15 protein-coding genes are annotated in these 17,083 nt (G+C 68.8%); 5 read left to right on the top strand and 10 right to left on the bottom strand.

Annotated features, from left to right (window positions below):
• The first annotated feature begins 22 nt into the window (after positions 1 to 22).
• Both EV649_RS30635 and EV649_RS30640 read left to right on the top strand, forming a co-directional pair.
• Positions 23 to 1,309 (top strand): MFS transporter, encoded by a 1,287-nt coding sequence (locus EV649_RS30635; protein WP_130387065.1) that lies wholly within the window; start codon positions 23 to 25, stop codon positions 1,307 to 1,309.
• 13 nt (positions 1,310 to 1,322) lie between these two features.
• Positions 1,323 to 2,309, top strand: coding sequence for a hypothetical protein (locus EV649_RS30640; protein ID WP_130387066.1), 987 nt, complete (start codon positions 1,323 to 1,325; stop codon positions 2,307 to 2,309).
• On the opposite strand, the gene EV649_RS30645 is transcribed toward EV649_RS30640, so the two are convergent.
• Positions 2,297 to 2,905: a TetR/AcrR family transcriptional regulator gene (locus EV649_RS30645; RefSeq protein WP_198682771.1), complete on the bottom strand. Its 609-nt coding sequence runs from the start codon at positions 2,903 to 2,905 to the stop codon at positions 2,297 to 2,299. The genes EV649_RS30640 and EV649_RS30645 overlap by 13 nt on opposite strands.
• Before the next feature lie 105 nt (positions 2,906 to 3,010).
• Here EV649_RS30645 and EV649_RS30650 point away from each other — a divergent pair, with 105 nt between their 5' ends.
• Positions 3,011 to 5,113: an MMPL family transporter gene (locus EV649_RS30650; RefSeq protein WP_198682772.1), complete on the top strand. Its 2,103-nt coding sequence runs from the start codon at positions 3,011 to 3,013 to the stop codon at positions 5,111 to 5,113.
• Here EV649_RS30650 and EV649_RS30655 read toward each other — a convergent pair.
• On the bottom strand, positions 5,091 to 6,548 hold the full coding sequence (locus tag EV649_RS30655; protein ID WP_130387067.1) for a PLP-dependent aminotransferase family protein: 1,458 nt from the start codon (positions 6,546 to 6,548) through the stop codon (positions 5,091 to 5,093). The genes EV649_RS30650 and EV649_RS30655 overlap by 23 nt on opposite strands.
• 28 nt (positions 6,549 to 6,576) lie before the next feature.
• Here EV649_RS30655 and EV649_RS30660 point away from each other — a divergent pair, with 28 nt between their 5' ends.
• Complete coding sequence (locus EV649_RS30660) at positions 6,577 to 7,377, top strand: methyltransferase (RefSeq protein WP_130387068.1); 801 nt, start codon at positions 6,577 to 6,579, stop codon at positions 7,375 to 7,377.
• A 322-nt stretch (positions 7,378 to 7,699) separates the two neighbouring features.
• Positions 7,700 to 9,190, top strand: coding sequence for a CYTH and CHAD domain-containing protein (locus EV649_RS30665; protein ID WP_130387069.1), 1,491 nt, complete (start codon positions 7,700 to 7,702; stop codon positions 9,188 to 9,190).
• Positions 9,191 to 9,315: 125 nt separating this feature from the next.
• Here EV649_RS30665 and EV649_RS30670 read toward each other — a convergent pair whose 3' ends face one another.
• From EV649_RS30670 to EV649_RS30705, 8 genes are all read right to left on the bottom strand, one after another.
• On the bottom strand, positions 9,316 to 10,947 hold the full coding sequence (locus EV649_RS30670; RefSeq protein WP_130387208.1) for a cation acetate symporter: 1,632 nt from the start codon (positions 10,945 to 10,947) through the stop codon (positions 9,316 to 9,318).
• 11 nt (positions 10,948 to 10,958) lie between these two features.
• Positions 10,959 to 11,291 (bottom strand): DUF485 domain-containing protein, encoded by a 333-nt coding sequence (locus EV649_RS30675; protein ID WP_130387070.1) that lies wholly within the window; start codon positions 11,289 to 11,291, stop codon positions 10,959 to 10,961.
• 185 nt (positions 11,292 to 11,476) lie between these two features.
• The gene (locus EV649_RS30680; protein WP_130387071.1) at positions 11,477 to 13,015 is read right to left on the bottom strand and encodes a cation acetate symporter; all 1,539 of its coding nucleotides are present in this window, start codon (positions 13,013 to 13,015) and stop codon (positions 11,477 to 11,479) included.
• Between the two features lies 1 nt (position 13,016).
• Entirely contained in the window at positions 13,017 to 13,397 is a 381-nt protein-coding gene (locus EV649_RS30685) for a hypothetical protein (RefSeq protein ID WP_130387072.1), read from the bottom strand.
• 1 nt (position 13,398) lies between these two features.
• A complete protein-coding gene (locus tag EV649_RS30690; protein WP_130387073.1) occupies positions 13,399 to 14,142 on the bottom strand; it encodes a LytTR family DNA-binding domain-containing protein in 744 nt (247 codons plus the stop codon).
• A gap of 27 nt (positions 14,143 to 14,169) precedes the next feature.
• On the bottom strand, positions 14,170 to 14,361 hold the full coding sequence (locus tag EV649_RS30695) for a hypothetical protein (protein ID WP_130387074.1): 192 nt from the start codon (positions 14,359 to 14,361) through the stop codon (positions 14,170 to 14,172).
• A 149-nt stretch (positions 14,362 to 14,510) separates the two neighbouring features.
• The gene (fdhA, locus tag EV649_RS30700; RefSeq protein WP_130387075.1) at positions 14,511 to 15,725 is read right to left on the bottom strand and encodes a formaldehyde dehydrogenase, glutathione-independent; all 1,215 of its coding nucleotides are present in this window, start codon (positions 15,723 to 15,725) and stop codon (positions 14,511 to 14,513) included.
• Between the two features lie 210 nt (positions 15,726 to 15,935).
• Entirely contained in the window at positions 15,936 to 17,069 is a 1,134-nt protein-coding gene (locus EV649_RS30705; RefSeq protein WP_130387076.1) for a histidine kinase, read from the bottom strand.
• Positions 17,070 to 17,083 lie beyond the last annotated feature (14 nt).

Consider the following 17,083-nt stretch of genomic DNA (forward strand, 5'->3'; position numbering starts at 1 on the left):
TCGGGCCTGACACTATGTCTCGGTGGCAGCAAGTCTGAGCGCGCGGCTGGCCCGGTTGCGCGTCGATCTGACTCCGTGGCGTGGTTCCCGCGATTTCCGCATCCTGCTCGTCGCGGGGTCGGTCTTCTTCCTCGGCGGCATGGTCGGGTACGTCGCCCTGCCGTACCAGCTGTACCAACTCACCGGATCGAACTTCGCGGTCGGCGCGATGGGCCTGGTGACGATCGTCCCGCTGGTCGTCTTCGGCCTGTACGGCGGAGCGCTCGCGGACCACGTCGAACGCCGGACGCTGCTCGTCGCCACCGGCCTCGCGCAGGTCGTGATCTCCGCGCTGATGGTTGCCAACACGCTGCTCCCGAACCCGCAGGTCTGGCTGATCTACGTCTGCGGCGCCCTGAACGCGATCGCCACCTCGCTGCAGCGGCCTTCGCGGGAAGCGCTCCTTCCGCGGGTGGTGAAGCACGCGGAGATCCCGGCCGCGGTCGCGCTGAGCTCCCTGACCTCGCAGATCGGGCAGCTCGCCGGTCCCGCGCTGGGTGGCGTCCTGGTCGGATCGGTCGGCGTGACCTGGGCGTTCTCGGTCGAGCTGGCCGGCATCGTCTTCGCGACGCTGCTCTACGCCCGCCTCGGTTCGTACCGCGCCGGCGAGCACTCCACGGCGCCGAGTCTGCGGGCGATCGGCGGCGGCATCGTCTACGCGTTCCGCCGCAAGGACCTGCTGGCGACGTACCTGGTCGACATGGTCGGGATGTTCCTGGCGATGCCCATCGTGCTGTTCCCGGCGTTCGCGACGGACATCCTGAAGGAACCGAAACTGCTCGGCCTGCTGTACAGCGCGGAGGCGATCGGGGCGATGTGCGCCAGCCTGACCAGCGGCTGGGCGAAACACGTCCACCACCAGGGCCGGGCGGTGGTGCTGGCCACGATCGGCTGGGGCGCCGCGGTCGGGATCGCCGGGCTGGCGCCGAACATCTGGTTCGCGATCGCGTTCTTCGCGGTGGCGGGCGCGGCCGACATGGTGTCGGTGCTGTTCCGCTCGGTGATCTGGAACCAGACGATCCCCGACGAGATGCGCGGCCGGCTGGCCGGGATCGAGATGCTCGGGTACTCGCTCGGCCCGCTCGGCGGTCAGGCCCGGTCCGGGCTGGTCGCCGACCTCACCGGGGTCCGCACCGCGATCGTCAGCGGTGGCGTGCTGTGCGTCGCCGGCGTGGTCGCCACGTCCGTCTGGTTGCGCGAGTTCTGGCGGTACGACGCCCGTACCGACGAACACGCGGTCCGCGAAAGGGAGCTCCGGTCCGCGGGTTAAGGTTCCTGTCATCATGCGTATCCGCCGGGTAGTGACCGCCTCCGCGTTGACCGTCGTACTGCTCGCAGGTTGTGGTGGTCCGGCGGAGGAGACGTCGCCGAGCGTGCCGCCGCTGGTGTCGATGAGCACAGCACCGAACACAGCACCGAACTCGGAGACCCCCTCTCCGACGCCTTCGGTGACGCCGTCCGAGACGTCCAAGGTCGCGGACACGTTGTGCGTGCGGATGAACGCTGCCTTGGTGCAGACCATGCTCGCGGCGCCGGTCGCGAACATCCAGCCCAAGGCGCCGCCGCCCGAGTTCGACATCCCGACGTACGACGTGTGTCAGTTCGCGCTCAGCACCAGTCCTAACGGACCGGTGCTGAGGGTCGGGATGTCGGTGCTTCCGGCGACTCCGGCGACGCTGGCGGCGACCCAGAAGGCGTACGCTGCGCATCCGCGTGAGCCGGCCAAGCCCGTCAAGATCGGTCGGGGCGGGTACGGCACAAGTACGTTCCTGGTGTTCCTGTCGGCCGGCAGGATGTACAAGCTCTCCGGGCCGCAGGCGACCCTCGCGAAGTACGTCGCACTCGGCCAGGAGGTCGTGCGGCAGGCTGCCGGGCTGCCGGATGCCGATCGACTGATCACGCGCCCGGACTGTGACCGCGCTACGGCGACGGCCGAGAAGGTGCTGGGCGCACCGGCGATGGCCCGGCGCGACGGTCAGACCCTCGTCGGCGACCTGGTGTGCGGCTGGGTGACCTCGACGAGCGTGCTCTCGACGTCGGCACGCCGGGAGCCGGACGCCAAGGCGCTGATGGCCCCGATCCGCAAGCTCCCGACCTCGCAGTCCATCCCGCTCGGCGACGAGGGGTACGTCGACACCGCCACCGGCCGGGTGACGATCCGCGTCGGCGACGACAAGATCGTCGATCTGGTCCCGCTCCCGGCCCGCAAGATCAACCCGGATCTGATGACCCAGTTCGCCCTGGCGATCGCCTCGCGCTACACCCGCTGATCGAGCGGGGTCAGGTAGCCGACCAGGGCCTGGTTGAGTTCGGTGATCCACCGTTCGCGGTGGGTGGCGGGAGTGGTGACGATGGTGCCGAGCAGGGCGGCGAAGATCTGGGTCGCGACAGCCGCGGTGGTTTCGAGGCGGTCCGTCGGCAGCTCGGGGTAGCGAGCGGCCAGGACCTCGGCGACGCGGCCGGTGACGGCCCTCTGGAGCGCGCGGGTCGGCGCAGTGAGCTTGTCCGGAAGGTCGCCGCTGCCGAACAGGGCCTTGAACCCAGGGTTCTCCAGATTGACCTCGACCATCGGGCGGATCATCCGGTCGACCAGTTCGGGCAGCGGGAGTTGCGCCGTACCCGGGTCGAACGCCTTCTGGTGCGCGGCGGCCAGCTCGCTGCGGTAGCGCTCCGCGAGCGCCTCGGCGAGAGCCTCCTTGTTCGCGTAGAACTGATACAGCGTGCCCGGTGAGACGCCGGCCTGGCGGGCGATCGCGTTGGTGGTCGCCTTCGCGTAGCCGGCCTCGGCGAACACCACCGCGGCGGCGTCCAGCAGCTGAACCATCCGCCGCTGCCCGCGTGCCTGGCGACGCGGCTCCTCGGGCATGGATCGACCCTTCGTTGACAAACACGAGTAAATGCTCGTATTTTTCTCTATGCGAGCAACTGCTCGTGTTTGGTCATCCTACCCCCGCTCGTCCGGAGGTCCGCCATGCCCGAAGTCACTCCGCCCGACCTGCCTGCGGGTCTGCTCGAGCGCCTCGGGCGGTTGGTGGTCCGGCGCCGGCGTACCGTCGCGGTACTTTCGCTCGCGTGCACGGTGCTCGTGCTCGCCGTCGCGGCCGGCGCACTCAACGCCCTCTCGCTGTCCCGGATCGCCGATCCGGCGTCCGAGTCGGATCGTGCGCGCCGAGTGCTCGCCGAGCAGTTCCGGACCGGTCCGCCGAACCTCGCGTTCCTCGTGACGGCGAAGACGGGGACTGTCGACGATCCCGCCGTACGGGCCGCTGGTGTTGGGCTGACCAATGAAATCGCGGGGCAGTCAGGGGTTGCCGAAGCGGCGTCGTACTGGTCGCGTGACGACAGTCCGGCCTTGCGGAGCAAGGATTCCCGGCAGGCGCTGGTCCTCGTCCATGTGCCGGGCGAAGTGAACGAGGCGCGACAGCGGGTCGGTGAGCTCGCCGCGCAGTACGCCGGATCGCGCGATGGGATCACCGTACAGTCAGGCGGTCAGGACGAGGTGTTCCGCGAGATCGGGGCCCAGGCCCGTGCGGACTTCCTGCGCGCCGAGCTGGTCGTGATCCCGATGGTGCTCGGGCTGCTGATCTTCATCTATCGCAGGGTTTCGGCGGCTCTCGTGACGCTGGCGGTCGGGATCTTCGCGACCGGCGGCGCGTTGGCCGGGCTGCGGGCGATCGCGGCGTTCACCGAGGTCTCGACGTTCGCCGCCAACCTCGCACTGGTGATGGGACTGGCGCTCGGCGTCGACTACTGCCTGTTCGTGATCGCGAGGTTCCGCGAGGAGTTGGCGGCCGGCGCCGAGGTCGACGACGCCGTGGTGACCGCGGTGCGCACGGCCGGGCGGACTGTCTTCTTCAGTGGCCTGACGGTCGCGGTCTCACTGCTCGCGCTGCTGCTGTTCCCACTGTCGTTCCTGAGGTCCTTCGGGTACGCCGGTGTTCTCGTCGTCCTGTCCGCGCTGATCGGCGCGCTCGTCATCCTCCCGGCCGCGCTGGCGCTCCTCGGCCGCCGAGCGGTCCGTCCCGTGGCGACAGGCTCCGGTTCGGGCCGCTGGGCAGCGCTCGCGACCGCCGTGATGCGCCGCCCGGCACTCATCGGCGGCGCCGTCCTCGCGCTGATCTTGTTGCTCGCGTCACCTGCCTTGGGTCTGCGCCTCGGCCTGCCGGACGCTCGGATCCTCCCCGCCGACGCGAGCAGCCGGATCATGGCGGACCAGGTGCGCCAGAACTTCGGCCAGGAGGAGTCCGATGCCCTGTACGTCGTGATGCCCGAGACGAGCGATCCGGCGCGACTGGCGCCGTACGCGAAGACGCTCGGCCAGCTCGACGGGGTGGCGCAGGTCGACACCTATGTCCGCAACGGCGGGGCGTATCTGACGGTCATCCCGACCGACGAGGTGCTCGAGGGGGACGTCGGGCACCTCGTTGAACAGGTCCGCGCGGCTGAGGCGCCGTACCCGGCGATGATCGGTGGTTCGCCGGCCGAGATGTCGGACTGGCGTGCGGCACTCACCGAACGGATCCCGCTGGTGCTCGGGTTGATCCTGCTGCTCAGCGTGCTCGTCCTGTACGTCGCGACCGGCAGTGTGCTGCTTCCGTTGAAAGCAACCGTGCTGAACCTGCTCAGTCTCGCGGTGATGTTCGGCGTCATGGTGTGGGTGTTCCAGCACGGCAACCTGTCCGGGCCACTCGGCTTCACCGCGACCGGCGTACTGGAGGCCAGCATGCCGACCCTCATGTTCTGCATCGTGTACGGACTGTCGATGGATTACGAGGTGTTCATCGTGTCGCGGATTCGGGAGGAGTACCTGCGGACCGGGGACACCGAGCAGGCGGTGGCGACGGGGCTGCAGCGATCGGCGCCGTTGGTCACGTCCGCGGCCGCCGTACTCGCGCTGTCGTTCGCGGTCTATGCGAGCGGCGGGGTCGTGTACCTGAAGATGATCGGGGTCGGGATGGCGGTCGCGGTGCTCGTGGACGCGACCGCGATCCGAGGCATTCTGTTGCCGGCGTTCATGAAGCTCGCCGGGCGCGCGAACTGGTGGAGTCCGATCAGCGGACCTTCGCGATCGTAGCGATCGCTTCGGTGATTTCGGTGGGCGTGCGGGCGGCGTAGCCGAGGACCAGGCCGGGAGCGTGCGGGAGTTGGCAGTGCCACGAGAGGGGATGGGTTTTCACACCGGCCTCCAAGGCGGCTGCGGCCAGGGCGGTGTCGTCTCCCCCTTTGAAGGTGATCGTGAGATGGAGACCGGCGGCAGCGCCGTGGATGGTTGCGGTGGGCAAGTGATTGCGGATGGCGGTGACCATCGCGTCACGGCGGGTGCGGTGTCGGCGGCGGAGGAAGCGGAGTTGGCGCTCGAGTTCCCCGGACTCCATCAGGGCGGCGAGAGTGAGTTGCGGGAGACCCGCGTTGCCGAGGTCGGCCAGGCGCTTGCGGGCGATCAGTTCTTCCTTGTACTGCGGGGGCGCGAGCATCCAGCCGATCCGTAACGCCGGGGCGAGCAGCTTGGACACGCTGCCGGCGTAGATGACCTGGTCGGGCAGCATCGAGCGGAGCGCGGGGACAGGCGGTCGGTCGTACCGGTGTTCAGCGTCGTAATCGTCCTCGATGACCAGTCCGCCGTCCGTCGCCCACTGGATCAGCTCGCGACGACGTTCGCCGTCCAGTACGACGCCGGTCGGGAAGTGGTGCGCCGGGGTCACCATCACCGCGCCCGCGCCGGAATTCCGCAGTACGTCGACCTGCATCCCGCGATCGTCGACGGGGATCGGCGGCGTCTGCATGCCCCAGTTCTGCAGGTGCTGACGGGAGCCGAGCGAGCCGGGGTCCTCGACCGCGATCTCGTGGATGCCGTGCTGTTCGAGCATCTGGGCCACGAGCCCGATCGCCTGGGCCACCCCGGCCACGATGATCAGGTCGTCCGGGTTCGCGGTGATCCCGCGGTACTGCGCCAGCCAGGCCGCGACCGCGCGTCGCAACGTCGGCGTACCCGCGGGGTCGCCGTACCCGAAATCGGCCGACTCCAGATCCGCTAGCACTGCTCGCTCCGCGCGCAGCCAGGCGCTTCGCGGAAACGCCGCCAGATCGGGCACCCCGGGCGTCAGGTCGATCCGCGCCGGCAGACCCCGCAGCCGGTCGAAGACGTCGTCGGTCACGGCCAGGTTCTGACGTCCGACGAAGCGTGGGCCCTCGGACGTTCGGACGTCACCGATCATCGCGGCGGCGACGACGACCGTTCCGCGGCGGCCGTGGGTGGAGACGTGACCGTCCTCGGTGAGGCGCTGGTACGACTCGGTGACCACGCCTCGGGAGAGACCGAGGTCGGTCGCGAGGGTGCGGGTCGCGGGCAGGCGGGTGCCGACCGGGAGGTGGCCGGTGGAGATCGCTGTCCGGAGACGGTCGGTGAGCCAGTCCGCGAGACCGCCGGGTGGTGCTTCGGCCGGGTCGAGTTGGAGGAAGTCCGCCCCGCCATTGGACCTGCCACTTATCGCCGGATTGGACCTGTTCACAGGACCATTGTGGCGCGACCTTGGAGGTATGGGAACCGACTACGTCCACGGCTACACCCCGGCGGAGACCCGCCGGCTGTCCGACCAGGCCGGCACGCTCGCCGAGCTGCTGCATGGCGGCACCACGTACCCACCCGGCAGCCGCGTGCTGGAGGCCGGCTGCGGAGTGGGAGCACAGACCGTTCAACTGGTCACGCGAAGCCCCGGCATCGAGCTGGTCTCGATCGACATCTCCGAGGCGTCGCTCGCCCAGGCCAAGGCCCAGGTCGCCGAACACGCGCCGGACGCGAGGGTCGACTGGCGGCACGCGGATCTCCACGATCTGGCCGGCGAGAAGTTCGACCACGTCTTCGTCTGCTTCGTCCTCGAGCACCTCCCCGACCCTGTTGGGGCGCTCGTCGGGCTTCGCGGTCTCCTCAATCCCGGTGGCACGATCACCGTGATCGAAGGCGACCACGAGTCCGCCTTCTTCCACCCGCGCAGCGCACAGGCCCAGGCCGTCATCGACTGCCTCGTCGACCTGCAGGCTTCGGCGGGCGGCGACTCGCTGATCGGCCGTCGGCTCCAGCCGTTGCTCGAGCAGGCCGGGTACGACGACGTACAGGTCGGACCGCGCACCGTGTACGCCGACCAGAACCTCCCGCATCTCGTCGACGGCTTCACCCGCAAGACGTTCATCGCGATGGTCGAGTCCGTCCGCGACCGCGCGATCGCCGCCGGCCTGCGCACCGAGGCCGAGTGGGCCGCGGGCATCCGCGACCTCGAGAAGTCCGCCGGGCCTGGCGGCACCTTTCACTACACGTTCTTCAAGGGAGTGGGCAGAACATGATCGCCTTCCTCGTCCTGATCGGATTGATCTGCTGGGCTCTCAATCGCAACCGGCGCAGGCAGATCCGGCCGACGATCGGCGGCCGCACCGACCGCGATCTGCAGCGGCTGGTCGCCGATCTCAGGGCACTGGGGTGGTCTCCCGGCCCCACGCCTACTGCGGGGCACTCGGCACGGCACCTCGCCGCACGGGTGCAAAGGCCACGATGCTCCGCATCGAGACCTTCGCCCCCGCACGCCGATGCACCGCACCGAGCACCTCCTCGCGACGGCGTGGGGCCGGGAGACCACCCCTGTTCATGAACGCCTGGTAAACAATGGGTATGGCCCCGACTGAGCAGCTCGAGATCGAGACGAAGTACGACGTCGACACGAGCGCGACCCTGCCGGCGCTGCACGAGTTGCCCGGGGTCGCGAGCGTCGCGCAACCGGTCGAGCTCGAGCTGGAGGCGGTGTACTACGACACCGCAGCCCTCGACTTGGCCGCTCACAAGGTGACGCTTCGCCGACGTACCGGTGGCGAGGACGACGGGTGGCACGTGAAGTTTCCGGGGTCGTCCGGTGGACGGCTCGAGGTTCGGTATCCACTCGGCCGGTCGGTGCGCACCGTGCCGATCGCGGTCGTCCGCTCGGTCCGCGTGCATGTCCGCGACCAGCAGTTGGCGCCGGTCGTGACGCTGCAGACCCGACGCATCGTCCATCGTTTGCTCGACGCGGACGGCGGTGTCCTCGCGGAGCTCGCCGACGACCACGTGACCGCGACGGTCGAGGGCGGCGAGCCGGAGAGCTGGCGGGAGTGGGAGGTCGAGCTGGTCGACGGCGACGGCCTGCTGCTCGAGGACGCGGGTGAGTTGCTGAAGGCCGCGGGTGCCCGTCCGGCGAGCGGTCCGAGCAAGCTCGCAAGGGCACTCGGCGATCGCGTTCCGGCGTACGACGAATGGACCTTGCCGAAGAAGCCGCGGACGTCGGACCTGTTCCGCGCGTACGCCGGCGCGCAGGTACGGGCGATCCGCGAACGGGACCCCGAGGTACGGCGGGACGTCCCGGACTCGATCCACAAGTTCCGGGTCGCGACGCGGCGGCTGCGCTCGGCGCTGGCGACGTACCGTCCGGTGATCGATCGTGCGGTCGGCGACCCGTTGCGTGACGAGTTGAAGTGGCTGGCCGGTGAGCTCGGGGCTGCCCGGGACGCGGAGGTGCAGCGGGAGCACTTCGCGGCCGAGGTCGCGGATCAGCCGGTCGAGTTGGTGATGGGACGCGTCGCGGGGCGGATCGACGACCATCTGCGGCGGGTCTACAAGGACGGGCGCGCCGGGGCGCTGGCCGCGTTGGAGAATCCGCGGTACTTCCGGCTGCTGGATGCTTTGGACGAGCTGGTCGCGAAGCCGCCGGTGACTGACGACGACCGGAAGGCGAGCAAGCAGATCGGCGAACTCCTCGAACACGACTACAAGCGGATGCGCAAGGCAGTACGCCGTTCGCAGCAGGCCGACACCGTGGCGGAACAGGACCACGAGCTGCACGAAGTACGAAAGTCGTCGAAGCGACTGCGGTACGCCGCGGAGTCCGCCGTACCCGTCCTCTCCGACGAAGCCGCCGACCTGGCCGACCGCGCCGAACAGGTCCAGGAGATCCTCGGCGAACACCAGGACTCGGTCGTCTCCCGAGACCTCCTCCATCACCTGGCCCTGGAGGTCTACGCCGAAGGCGGCAACCCCTTCACCTACGGCCGCCTCCACGCCACCGAGGAAGCCCGCGGCAACACCTCCCGCGACGCCTTCTACCAACTCTGGCCCACCCTCAAGTTCCACTGAGCCTTTCCGGGAAGGGGCTGGGCGCGCGAGACGGACCCGGTGCAGGGGCCGGGTCCGTCTCGTGGGGCGGGGTGGGGCTGCCAGGCAGGACCGCGTCGGATCAGCAGGACCTGCCTGACAGGTCTTTAGTGTTTCACCGCCTTCTCGGCGCCGGCGCCGGTCAGGGAGCGGACCTCCATCTCGGCGAAGCGGTCGACGTCGACCTGCTCCTTGCTGGTGATCGTGCCGAGCCAGCCGAGCACGAACGCCAGCGGGATCGAGACGATGCCGGGGTTGTCCAGCGGGAACCAGTGGAAGTCGATCCCGGTGTCGGTGATCATCGACAGGCTCTTGTGAGTCTTCGCGTCGACCTTGCCGGAGACGACCGGGCTGAAGATGATCAGGATGATCGTCGAGGCCAGACCGCCGTAGATGCTCCACAGGGCGCCGCGGGTGTTGAAGCGCCGCCAGAACAGCGAGTACAGGATCGTCGGCAGGTTCGCACTCGCCGCGACCGCGAACGCCAGGGCCACCAGGAACGCGATGTTCTGCCCGTTCGCGAAGATGCCGCCGATGATCGCGACGATGCCGATCACGACCGCGGTGTACCGCGCCACACGGACCTCGCCGTCGCCGCTGATCTGGCCCTTCTTGATGATCTGGCCGTAGATGTCGTGCGCGAACGACGTACTCGCGGTGATCGTCAGACCGGCGACCACGGCCAGGATCGTCGCGAACGCGACCGCCGAGATCACACCGAGCAGCACCTCACCACCGAGCTCGAAGGCGAGCAGTGGCGCGGCCGAGTTGGCCTTGCCGGGTGCGGCCTTGATGCGGTCCGGTCCGACGATCGCGGCAGCGCCGTACCCGAGGACCAGCGTGAACAGGTAGAAGATGCCGATGATCCAGATCGCCCAGCTGACACTGCGCCGCGCCTCCTTGGAGTCCGGCACCGTGTAGAACCGCATCAGCACGTGCGGCAGGCCGGCGGTGCCGAGCACCAGAGCGAGCGCGAGCGAGATGAAGTCCAGCTTGGTGACACCGGTGACGCCGTACTGAAGGCCCGGGCTCAGCAGCTTCTCGCCGGCTGCCGGGCTCTTGTCGACGGCTGCACCGAGCAGGCCGGACAGGTTGAAGGTGTACTTCGCCAGCACCCAGATCGTCATGATTCCGGCGCCGATGACCAGCAGGATGGCCTTGACGATCTGCACCCAGGTGGTGCCCTTCATACCGCCGACGAGGACGTACGTGATCATCAGGATGCCGACCACCGCGATCACGATGCTCTGCCCGGCCCGGTGACTCACGCCCAGCAGGAGGGCGACGAGACCCCCGGCGCCTGCCATCTGCGCCAGCAGGTAGAAGAAGCAGACGCCGAGGGTCGAGATCGCGGCCGCCATCCGGACCGGCCGCTGCTTCAGCCGGAACGACAGGACGTCGGCCATCGTGAACCGGCCGGTGTTCCGGAGCAGCTCGGCGACCAGCAGCAGCGCGACCAGCCAGGCCACCAGGAAGCCGATGGAGTACAGGAAGCCGTCGTACCCGTTCAGGGCGATCGCGCCGGCGATGCCGAGGAACGACGCGGCGGACAGGTAGTCGCCGGCGATCGCGATGCCGTTCTGCGGGCCGGTGAACGACCGGCCGCCGGCGTAGAAGTCGGCCGCGGTCTTGTTGTTCCGCGACGCCCGGAAGACGATCGCCAGCGTGGCCAGCACGAACAGCGCGAAGATCGCGATGTTGACGGTCGGGTTACCGATGTCCGTTGCCAGCGGCAACATGAGCGGGGCGGTCACTGCGGTTCTCCCTCGATCTGGTGGCGCAGCTTCTCGGCGTCCGGGTCGATCCGGCGGTCCGCCCAGCGGACGTAGATCATCGTGATCGCGAACGTCGACACGAACTGCCCGAGGCCGAACAGCAGGGCCACGGTGATGTTGCCGCCGACCTTGTGCGACATGAAGCCGTGCGCGTAGTCGGCGAGCAGGACGTAGACGAAGTACCAGACCAGGAACAGCGCGGTCATCGGGAACACGAAGCGCCGGAACCGGCGACGCAGCTCGGAGAAGTCCGGTGACAACTGGACATCCCGGTACGTCGTCAGGTCGCGATCGCCAATGTCACTCATCGCGAGACCTCCAGAGAGGGGATAGTGCCGGGCGGATTGAGGCCGGCGAGGTTGCTGAGTCGTACTGTGGCCTGGGTCACGGCCCTCCCGACAGCACCGGCGCGCATCGGTCGCTCAGCGGAGCACACCAGTCGTTCGGTGGATCACTCAACTGCGGTGAGCGGTAGGAATCACGAGACGAACGGTCACCGGGACGGCAAGCCCCGATCGACGTCGACCGCTTCCGGGGTGTGCAACCGCACCATGCTGCGGGCCGTGCCGGCCGGGATGCGGTCCGGGGTCAGCTTGGAGACCACGATGACGGTGAGGAACGCGAGCGGCATCGTCCACGCGGCCGGCTGACCGACGAGCGCCCGCGGCCAGCCGCCCTGCGGCGCGCCGGACACGTTTACGAGTGCCGCCGCGCTGGCCGCGATCCCGCCGACGACCAGGCCGGCCGCGGCGCCGGTCGTCGACATCCGCCGCCACCAGATCCCCAGCACCAGCAGGGGACAGAACGTCGACGCGGCCAGCGCGAACGCGAGTCCCACGGTGTCCGCGAGGCTCAGTGCCCCGGTCACCGTGAACGCCAGATACGGCACGATCATCGCGATCAGCGCCGCGATCCGGAAGCTGTTCACCGCGACGTAGTCACCACCGGTCCACCGGTGTAATCGGCTCCGCAGCAGGTCCTGGTCGATCACTCCGGCGATTGCGACAGTCAGTCCCGACGACGTCGACAGGAACGCCGCGAACGCCCCTGCCGCGACCAGTGCACCGAGCAGATCCCCTGTGGTACCAGGGAAAACTCGCCCGGGCAGCTCGAGTACGACGGTGTCCCCACCCGCGCCCACCAGGTCGGGCGCGAACATCCGCCCGAGTACGGCGTACATAGGTGGGAAGAGGTAGAACAATCCGAGCAGTGCCAGTACGACGACAGTGGTACGCCGGGCCGCGCGGCCATCGGGGTTTGTGTAGAAGCGGACCAGGACGTGCGGGAGCCCCATCGTCCCGAAACAAAGGGCCAGGAGCAACGAATAGGTCGCGTACAACGGGTGGTCGCGACCGCCCGCGCGGGACAGCGGCTCGGCCCACTCGGCGGCCGCGCCGTGCAGCGAGTCGAGGACGCCGACCGGCTGGTGCCAGACGAGCAGGATGACGAAGATCGGCGTCGCGAGCGCGGTCAGCTTGAGCCAGTACTGGAAGGCCTGGACGAACGTGATGGACCGCATCCCGCCCGCGGCCACGTTGATCACCACGATGACCGCGACGATCATCGCACCCACCTGCGGCGGCGCGCCCGTGACGGTCTGGACCGCGAGGCCGGCGCCATGCAGTTGCGGTAGGAGATAGAGCGTCCCGATACCGACTACGAGCCCGGCGCAGATCCGTCGTACGACGGGGGACTCGAAGCGGGTCTCGGCGAAGTCGGGCAGCGTGTACGCACCGGATCGGCGCAGGGGAGCGGCGACCAGGACCAGCAGCATCAGGTAGCCGACGGTGTAGCCGACCGAGAACCACAGCATGTCGGCGCCGTTCACCAGTACCAGGCCGGCGACGCCCAGGAACGACGCTGCGGACAGGTACTCGCCGCTGATCGCCGACGCGTTCCAGCGTGGGCTGACCGCGCGGCTGGCGACGTAGAAGTCACTGGTGGTTCGCGAGATCCGCAGGCCGAACAGCCCGATCCCGATCGTTGCCAAGACCACCAATCCGATCGCGGTCAGGCTGAGCGCCGGCGACACGCTACTGCCGCCCCACGAACTCGGTGAACTCTGTTTCGATCCGCTCGGCCTTCCGGACGTAGATGCGAGCGGCGACGTACACGACTGGGTACACCAGGATGCCGAGGATCACCCAGGGCAGCGGCAGGCCCAGCACGGACAGCGTGCGGGCTGGAGGGACCAGCCAGAACAGCAGCGGGATGCTGCCGAGCACGAGCACTACGCTGCCGATGACGGCCAGCGTGAGCCGTAGCTGGGACTGGATCAGCGACTGCATGTAGACCTGGCCGAGGCGGGTCTGCTCGTCGATCTCGCGCGTACCGGTGGGCATGATCGGACGCCGGGCCGCGCTGGTTCGCGGGCTGGTGACGCGGACCCGGCGTGGTCCTTCCGGCGTACTCATGTCATCTCAGCGACGTCGAACGGACCAGGAGGTCGCGGAGCTCGCGCGTGTGCCGCCGACTGACCGGGAGCCAGTCGTCACCGACACGCACCGCGCAGCGGCCACCGTCCACCCGCATCTCGTCCACGTGCTGCAGAGCGACCAAGGTGCTCCGGTGGATCCGGGTGAAGCCGGCGTCCCGCCAGCGCTCTTCCAGCGTGCTGAGCGGGATGCGGACCAGATGCGAGTTCTGGCCGGTGTGCAAGCGGGCGTAGTCGCCCTGTGCTTCGACGTACCGGACCGTGGAGCGCTGGACGAACCTGGTGACACCGGCGAGCTCCACCGCGATCACCTCGTCGTCCGTCTCCTCTGGTGACGGCGGCGCAGGCGGTGCTCCTTGAGTGACTACGCGCTGGATCGCCTGGGACAGGCGTTCCGGCCGGACCGGTTTCATCACGTAGTCGGTGGCCTCCAGTTCGAACGCTGCCACCGCGTGCTCGTCGTACGCCGTGACGAAGACGATCTGCGGGCGGCTGGCGAACTTGGACAGCACCTTGGCCAGGTCGATGCCGTCCAGCCCGGGCATCTTGATGTCGCAGAACACCACGTCCAGGTCGCTGGCCTGCAGGATCTTCAGCGCGTCCGGTCCGTTGGACGCCGTCCGGATCTCACCGATCCGGGGGTCCTGGCTCAGCAGGTACACCAGTTCCGCCAGCGCGGGCTCCTCGTCGTCCGCAACGAGCGCGCGCAGTGGAGAGTCGGCCATAGGCGAACACTACGGCGACGCGTGCACTCAGGACAGCAGGTGCGGAGCGTGGTCGGGCTGGTGTTCCCACCGGAGTCGACTCGAGCCGAAGCCGGCGGCATGGACGCCGTCGTGGCCGAGCGGGCGCCGGCAGTAGTAGTACGGCGAGTAGAGGTCTCGGCAGGAGTCCAGGTACGGCGTGTAGGCGAACTCGAGGTCCAGCCGGCTGTCGCTGCTCATGAGGGTCGCTCTCGTGAAGGATTACCTTTCCTGCAGTATGGCCAGCGAGTTGTTACCGACACGTTTCTCCGCGGTCACGAGTCTGCGCGCTCTGCTGACGAATGGCGACGGGAGCAGGGCCGTGGCCCTGCTCCCGTCGGTCTGCCCGGCTACTTGATCAGTCCGTGCGGGTCGAGCACGTACTTGCGTGCCGCGCCGTGGTCGAACTCGCGGTAGCCCTCTGGTGCCTGGTCCAGCGGAATGACCGTGGCGTTCACGTTCTTCGCGATCTGCGTCCGGTCGTGCAGGATCGCCTGCATCAGTTGGCGGTTGTACCGCATGACGGGGCACTGACCGGTCGTGAACGCCAGCGACTTGGCCCATCCCAGGCCGAGCCGAAGCGACAGCGAACCGGTCTTGGCGGCCTCGTCGGCCGCGCCGGGATCCCCGGTCACGTAGAGGCCAGGGATGCCGACCGCACCACCGGCGCGGGTGACGTCCATGACCGTGTTCAGCACCGTCGCCGGACGCTCCTGCCGGGCGTCCGTACCGTGACCGTGCGCCTCGAACCCGACGGCGTCGACGGCCGCGTCGACCTCCGGCTCACCGAGGATCCGCTCGATCTGGTCCCTCGGTTCGCCCTCGGAGACGTCGATCGTCTCGCAGCCGAAGCTGCGAGCCTGTTCGAGCCGCTCCTTCTGCAGGTCGGCCACAATGACGACCGCCGCGCCGAGCAGGAACGCCGACGTCGCCGCCGCCAGACCGACCGGTCCCGCCCCGGCGATGTAGACGGTCGACCCGGGCCCGACGCCGGCGGTAACTGCGCCGTGGAACCCGGTCGGGAAGATGTCCGCGAGCATTGCCAGGTCACGGATCTTCTCGAGCGCCTGGTCCCGGTCCGGGAACTTCAGCAGGTTCCAGTCGGCGTACGGCACCAGCGCGTACTCCGCCTGACCGCCGACCCAGCCGCCCATGTCGACATACCCGTACGCCGAACCCGGCCGGTCCGGGTTCACGTTCAGGCAGACGCCGGTCTTGCCCTCCTTGCAGTTGACACACCGCCCGCAGGCGATGTTGAACGGGACCGATACCAGGTCGCCGACCTTGATGAACTCGACGTCCCGCCCGACCTCGGCGACCTCACCGGTGATCTCGTGGCCGAGTGCGAGTCCAGGCGGTGCCGTCGTCCGGCCGCGGACCATGTGCTGGTCGCTGCCGCAGATGTTGCTGGCGATCACCTTGAGGATCGCCCCGTGCGGGACCTGCCGTCCCACATTGGCCGGGTTGACTCCCGGTCCGTCCTTGAGCTCCAGCGTCGGGTAGTCGATCGTCTCGACCGCCACGTCGCCTGGGCCCTTGTAAATCACTGCCCTGTTGCCTGGCACGAGCGAATGCTCCTTCCAGGAGGCTCCACCGCAGACCGCCATGGAGCCGTGCGATTCCGCTACTGCGGGCCGCGACCGCCCGGAGAAGGCGGTCCAGTCGTCGCCTGCCCCGCCCAGGTGAATCCCGTTCCACCGGCGCTGCTCCCCGCGGATGCGCAGGCCAACGCCATCAGGGATCTCTTCCGACGCTAGTCCGCCCGACAAGCACCGTCAACGCGAGACGGCGTGCACTCCTGACGAGTATTTGGGCACTCGGAAAATCACCTTGGTTCCCGCATCCACGGCGGTCTCCACGACCAGGCCGTAGGCGTCGCCGTACACCTGCCGCAACCGGGCGTCGACGTTGCCGAGGCCTACCGAGTCGCTGCCGGACTCGCCGGACAGGGCCGCCCGGATCACCTCCGGGTCGCTGCCGGCGCCGTCGTCCTCGACGCTGATCTCCGCCTCGTTGATCTGGTCGCGCGCGCGGATCGTGATGTTGCCGACTCCCGTCGTACCCTCCAGGCCGTGGCGTACGGCGTTCTCCACCAGGGGCTGCACGACCAGGAACGGGATGACCACCGGCAGCACCTCAGGGGCGATCTGCAGCGACACCTTGAGCCTGTCGCCGAAGCGGGCCTGCTCGAGCACCAGGTAGCGCTCCACGTTGCGCAGCTCGTCCGCCAGCGTGGTGAACTCGCCGCCACGCCGAAGGGCGTAGCGGGAGAAGTCCGCGAACTCCAGGAGCAGTTCACGCGCCCGCTCCGGGTCAGTGCGTACAAACGACGCTATGGCCGCAAGAGCGTTGTAAATGAAGTGCGGGCTGATCTGGGCGCGTAGTGCGCGCAGCTCCGCCTCCATGGCCCGGGTGCGTTCCTTGTTGAGCTCTGCGAGCTCTACCTGACCAGAGACCCACCTGGCGACCTCCTCGGTCGCTCTGACGAGTGCTGCGGAGGTGTTGTTGCTGTACGCGACCAGTACGGCGACCACGCGCTCCTCGGTGACGATCGGCGCGACGACCGCCGTACGGATCGGGCATTGCGGGTCGCCGCACGCCACGTCATGTGCGCCGAGTACCGCCGTACGGCCGGAGCGGAGTGTCGTTGCGGCGAGGTCCTTGGCGTCGCGGCGGTGGTTGCTCTCGTACGGTCCACCTACGCCGTCCCACGCCAGTACGCCGGAGGAGTCGCAGATCGCGATGGCCGCCGTACCCAGGAGGTCTCTCAAGTGGCGGCTGGCCTTGCCGGCCGCGGCGGGTGTCAGGCCCTCGCGCAGGTGCGGGCTGGCCAACGAGGCGGTATGCAGGGTCGCATACGTCGCCTTGTCGGCCGGAGTCCCGAAATGCTTCCGCCGCCGCGCGAACACCCCCTGACGGTAAC

Source organism: Kribbella sp. VKM Ac-2569 (genome assembly GCF_004216905.1).
Lineage (GTDB): Bacteria > Actinomycetota > Actinomycetes > Propionibacteriales > Kribbellaceae > Kribbella.

What these genes read in the sequence shown, in the direction of transcription:
- EV649_RS30695 (WP_130387074.1), bottom strand. Translation starts at nt 14,361, where the DNA reads ATGAGCAGCGACAGCCGGCTGGACCTCGAGTTCGCCTACACGCCGTAC.
- EV649_RS30690 (WP_130387073.1), bottom strand. Translation starts at nt 14,142, where the DNA reads ATGGCCGACTCTCCACTGCGCGCGCTCGTTGCGGACGACGAGGAGCCC.
- EV649_RS30640 (WP_130387066.1), top strand. Translation starts at nt 1,323, where the DNA reads ATGCGTATCCGCCGGGTAGTGACCGCCTCCGCGTTGACCGTCGTACTG.
- EV649_RS30685 (WP_130387072.1), bottom strand. Translation starts at nt 13,397, where the DNA reads ATGAGTACGCCGGAAGGACCACGCCGGGTCCGCGTCACCAGCCCGCGA.
- EV649_RS30665 (WP_130387069.1), top strand. Translation starts at nt 7,700, where the DNA reads ATGGCCCCGACTGAGCAGCTCGAGATCGAGACGAAGTACGACGTCGAC.
- EV649_RS30660 (WP_130387068.1), top strand. Translation starts at nt 6,577, where the DNA reads ATGGGAACCGACTACGTCCACGGCTACACCCCGGCGGAGACCCGCCGG.
- EV649_RS30650 (WP_198682772.1), top strand. Translation starts at nt 3,011, where the DNA reads ATGCCCGAAGTCACTCCGCCCGACCTGCCTGCGGGTCTGCTCGAGCGC.
- EV649_RS30645 (WP_198682771.1), bottom strand. Translation starts at nt 2,905, where the DNA reads ATGCCCGAGGAGCCGCGTCGCCAGGCACGCGGGCAGCGGCGGATGGTT.
- EV649_RS30670 (WP_130387208.1), bottom strand. Translation starts at nt 10,947, where the DNA reads ATGTTGCCGCTGGCAACGGACATCGGTAACCCGACCGTCAACATCGCG.
- EV649_RS30675 (WP_130387070.1), bottom strand. Translation starts at nt 11,291, where the DNA reads ATGAGTGACATTGGCGATCGCGACCTGACGACGTACCGGGATGTCCAG.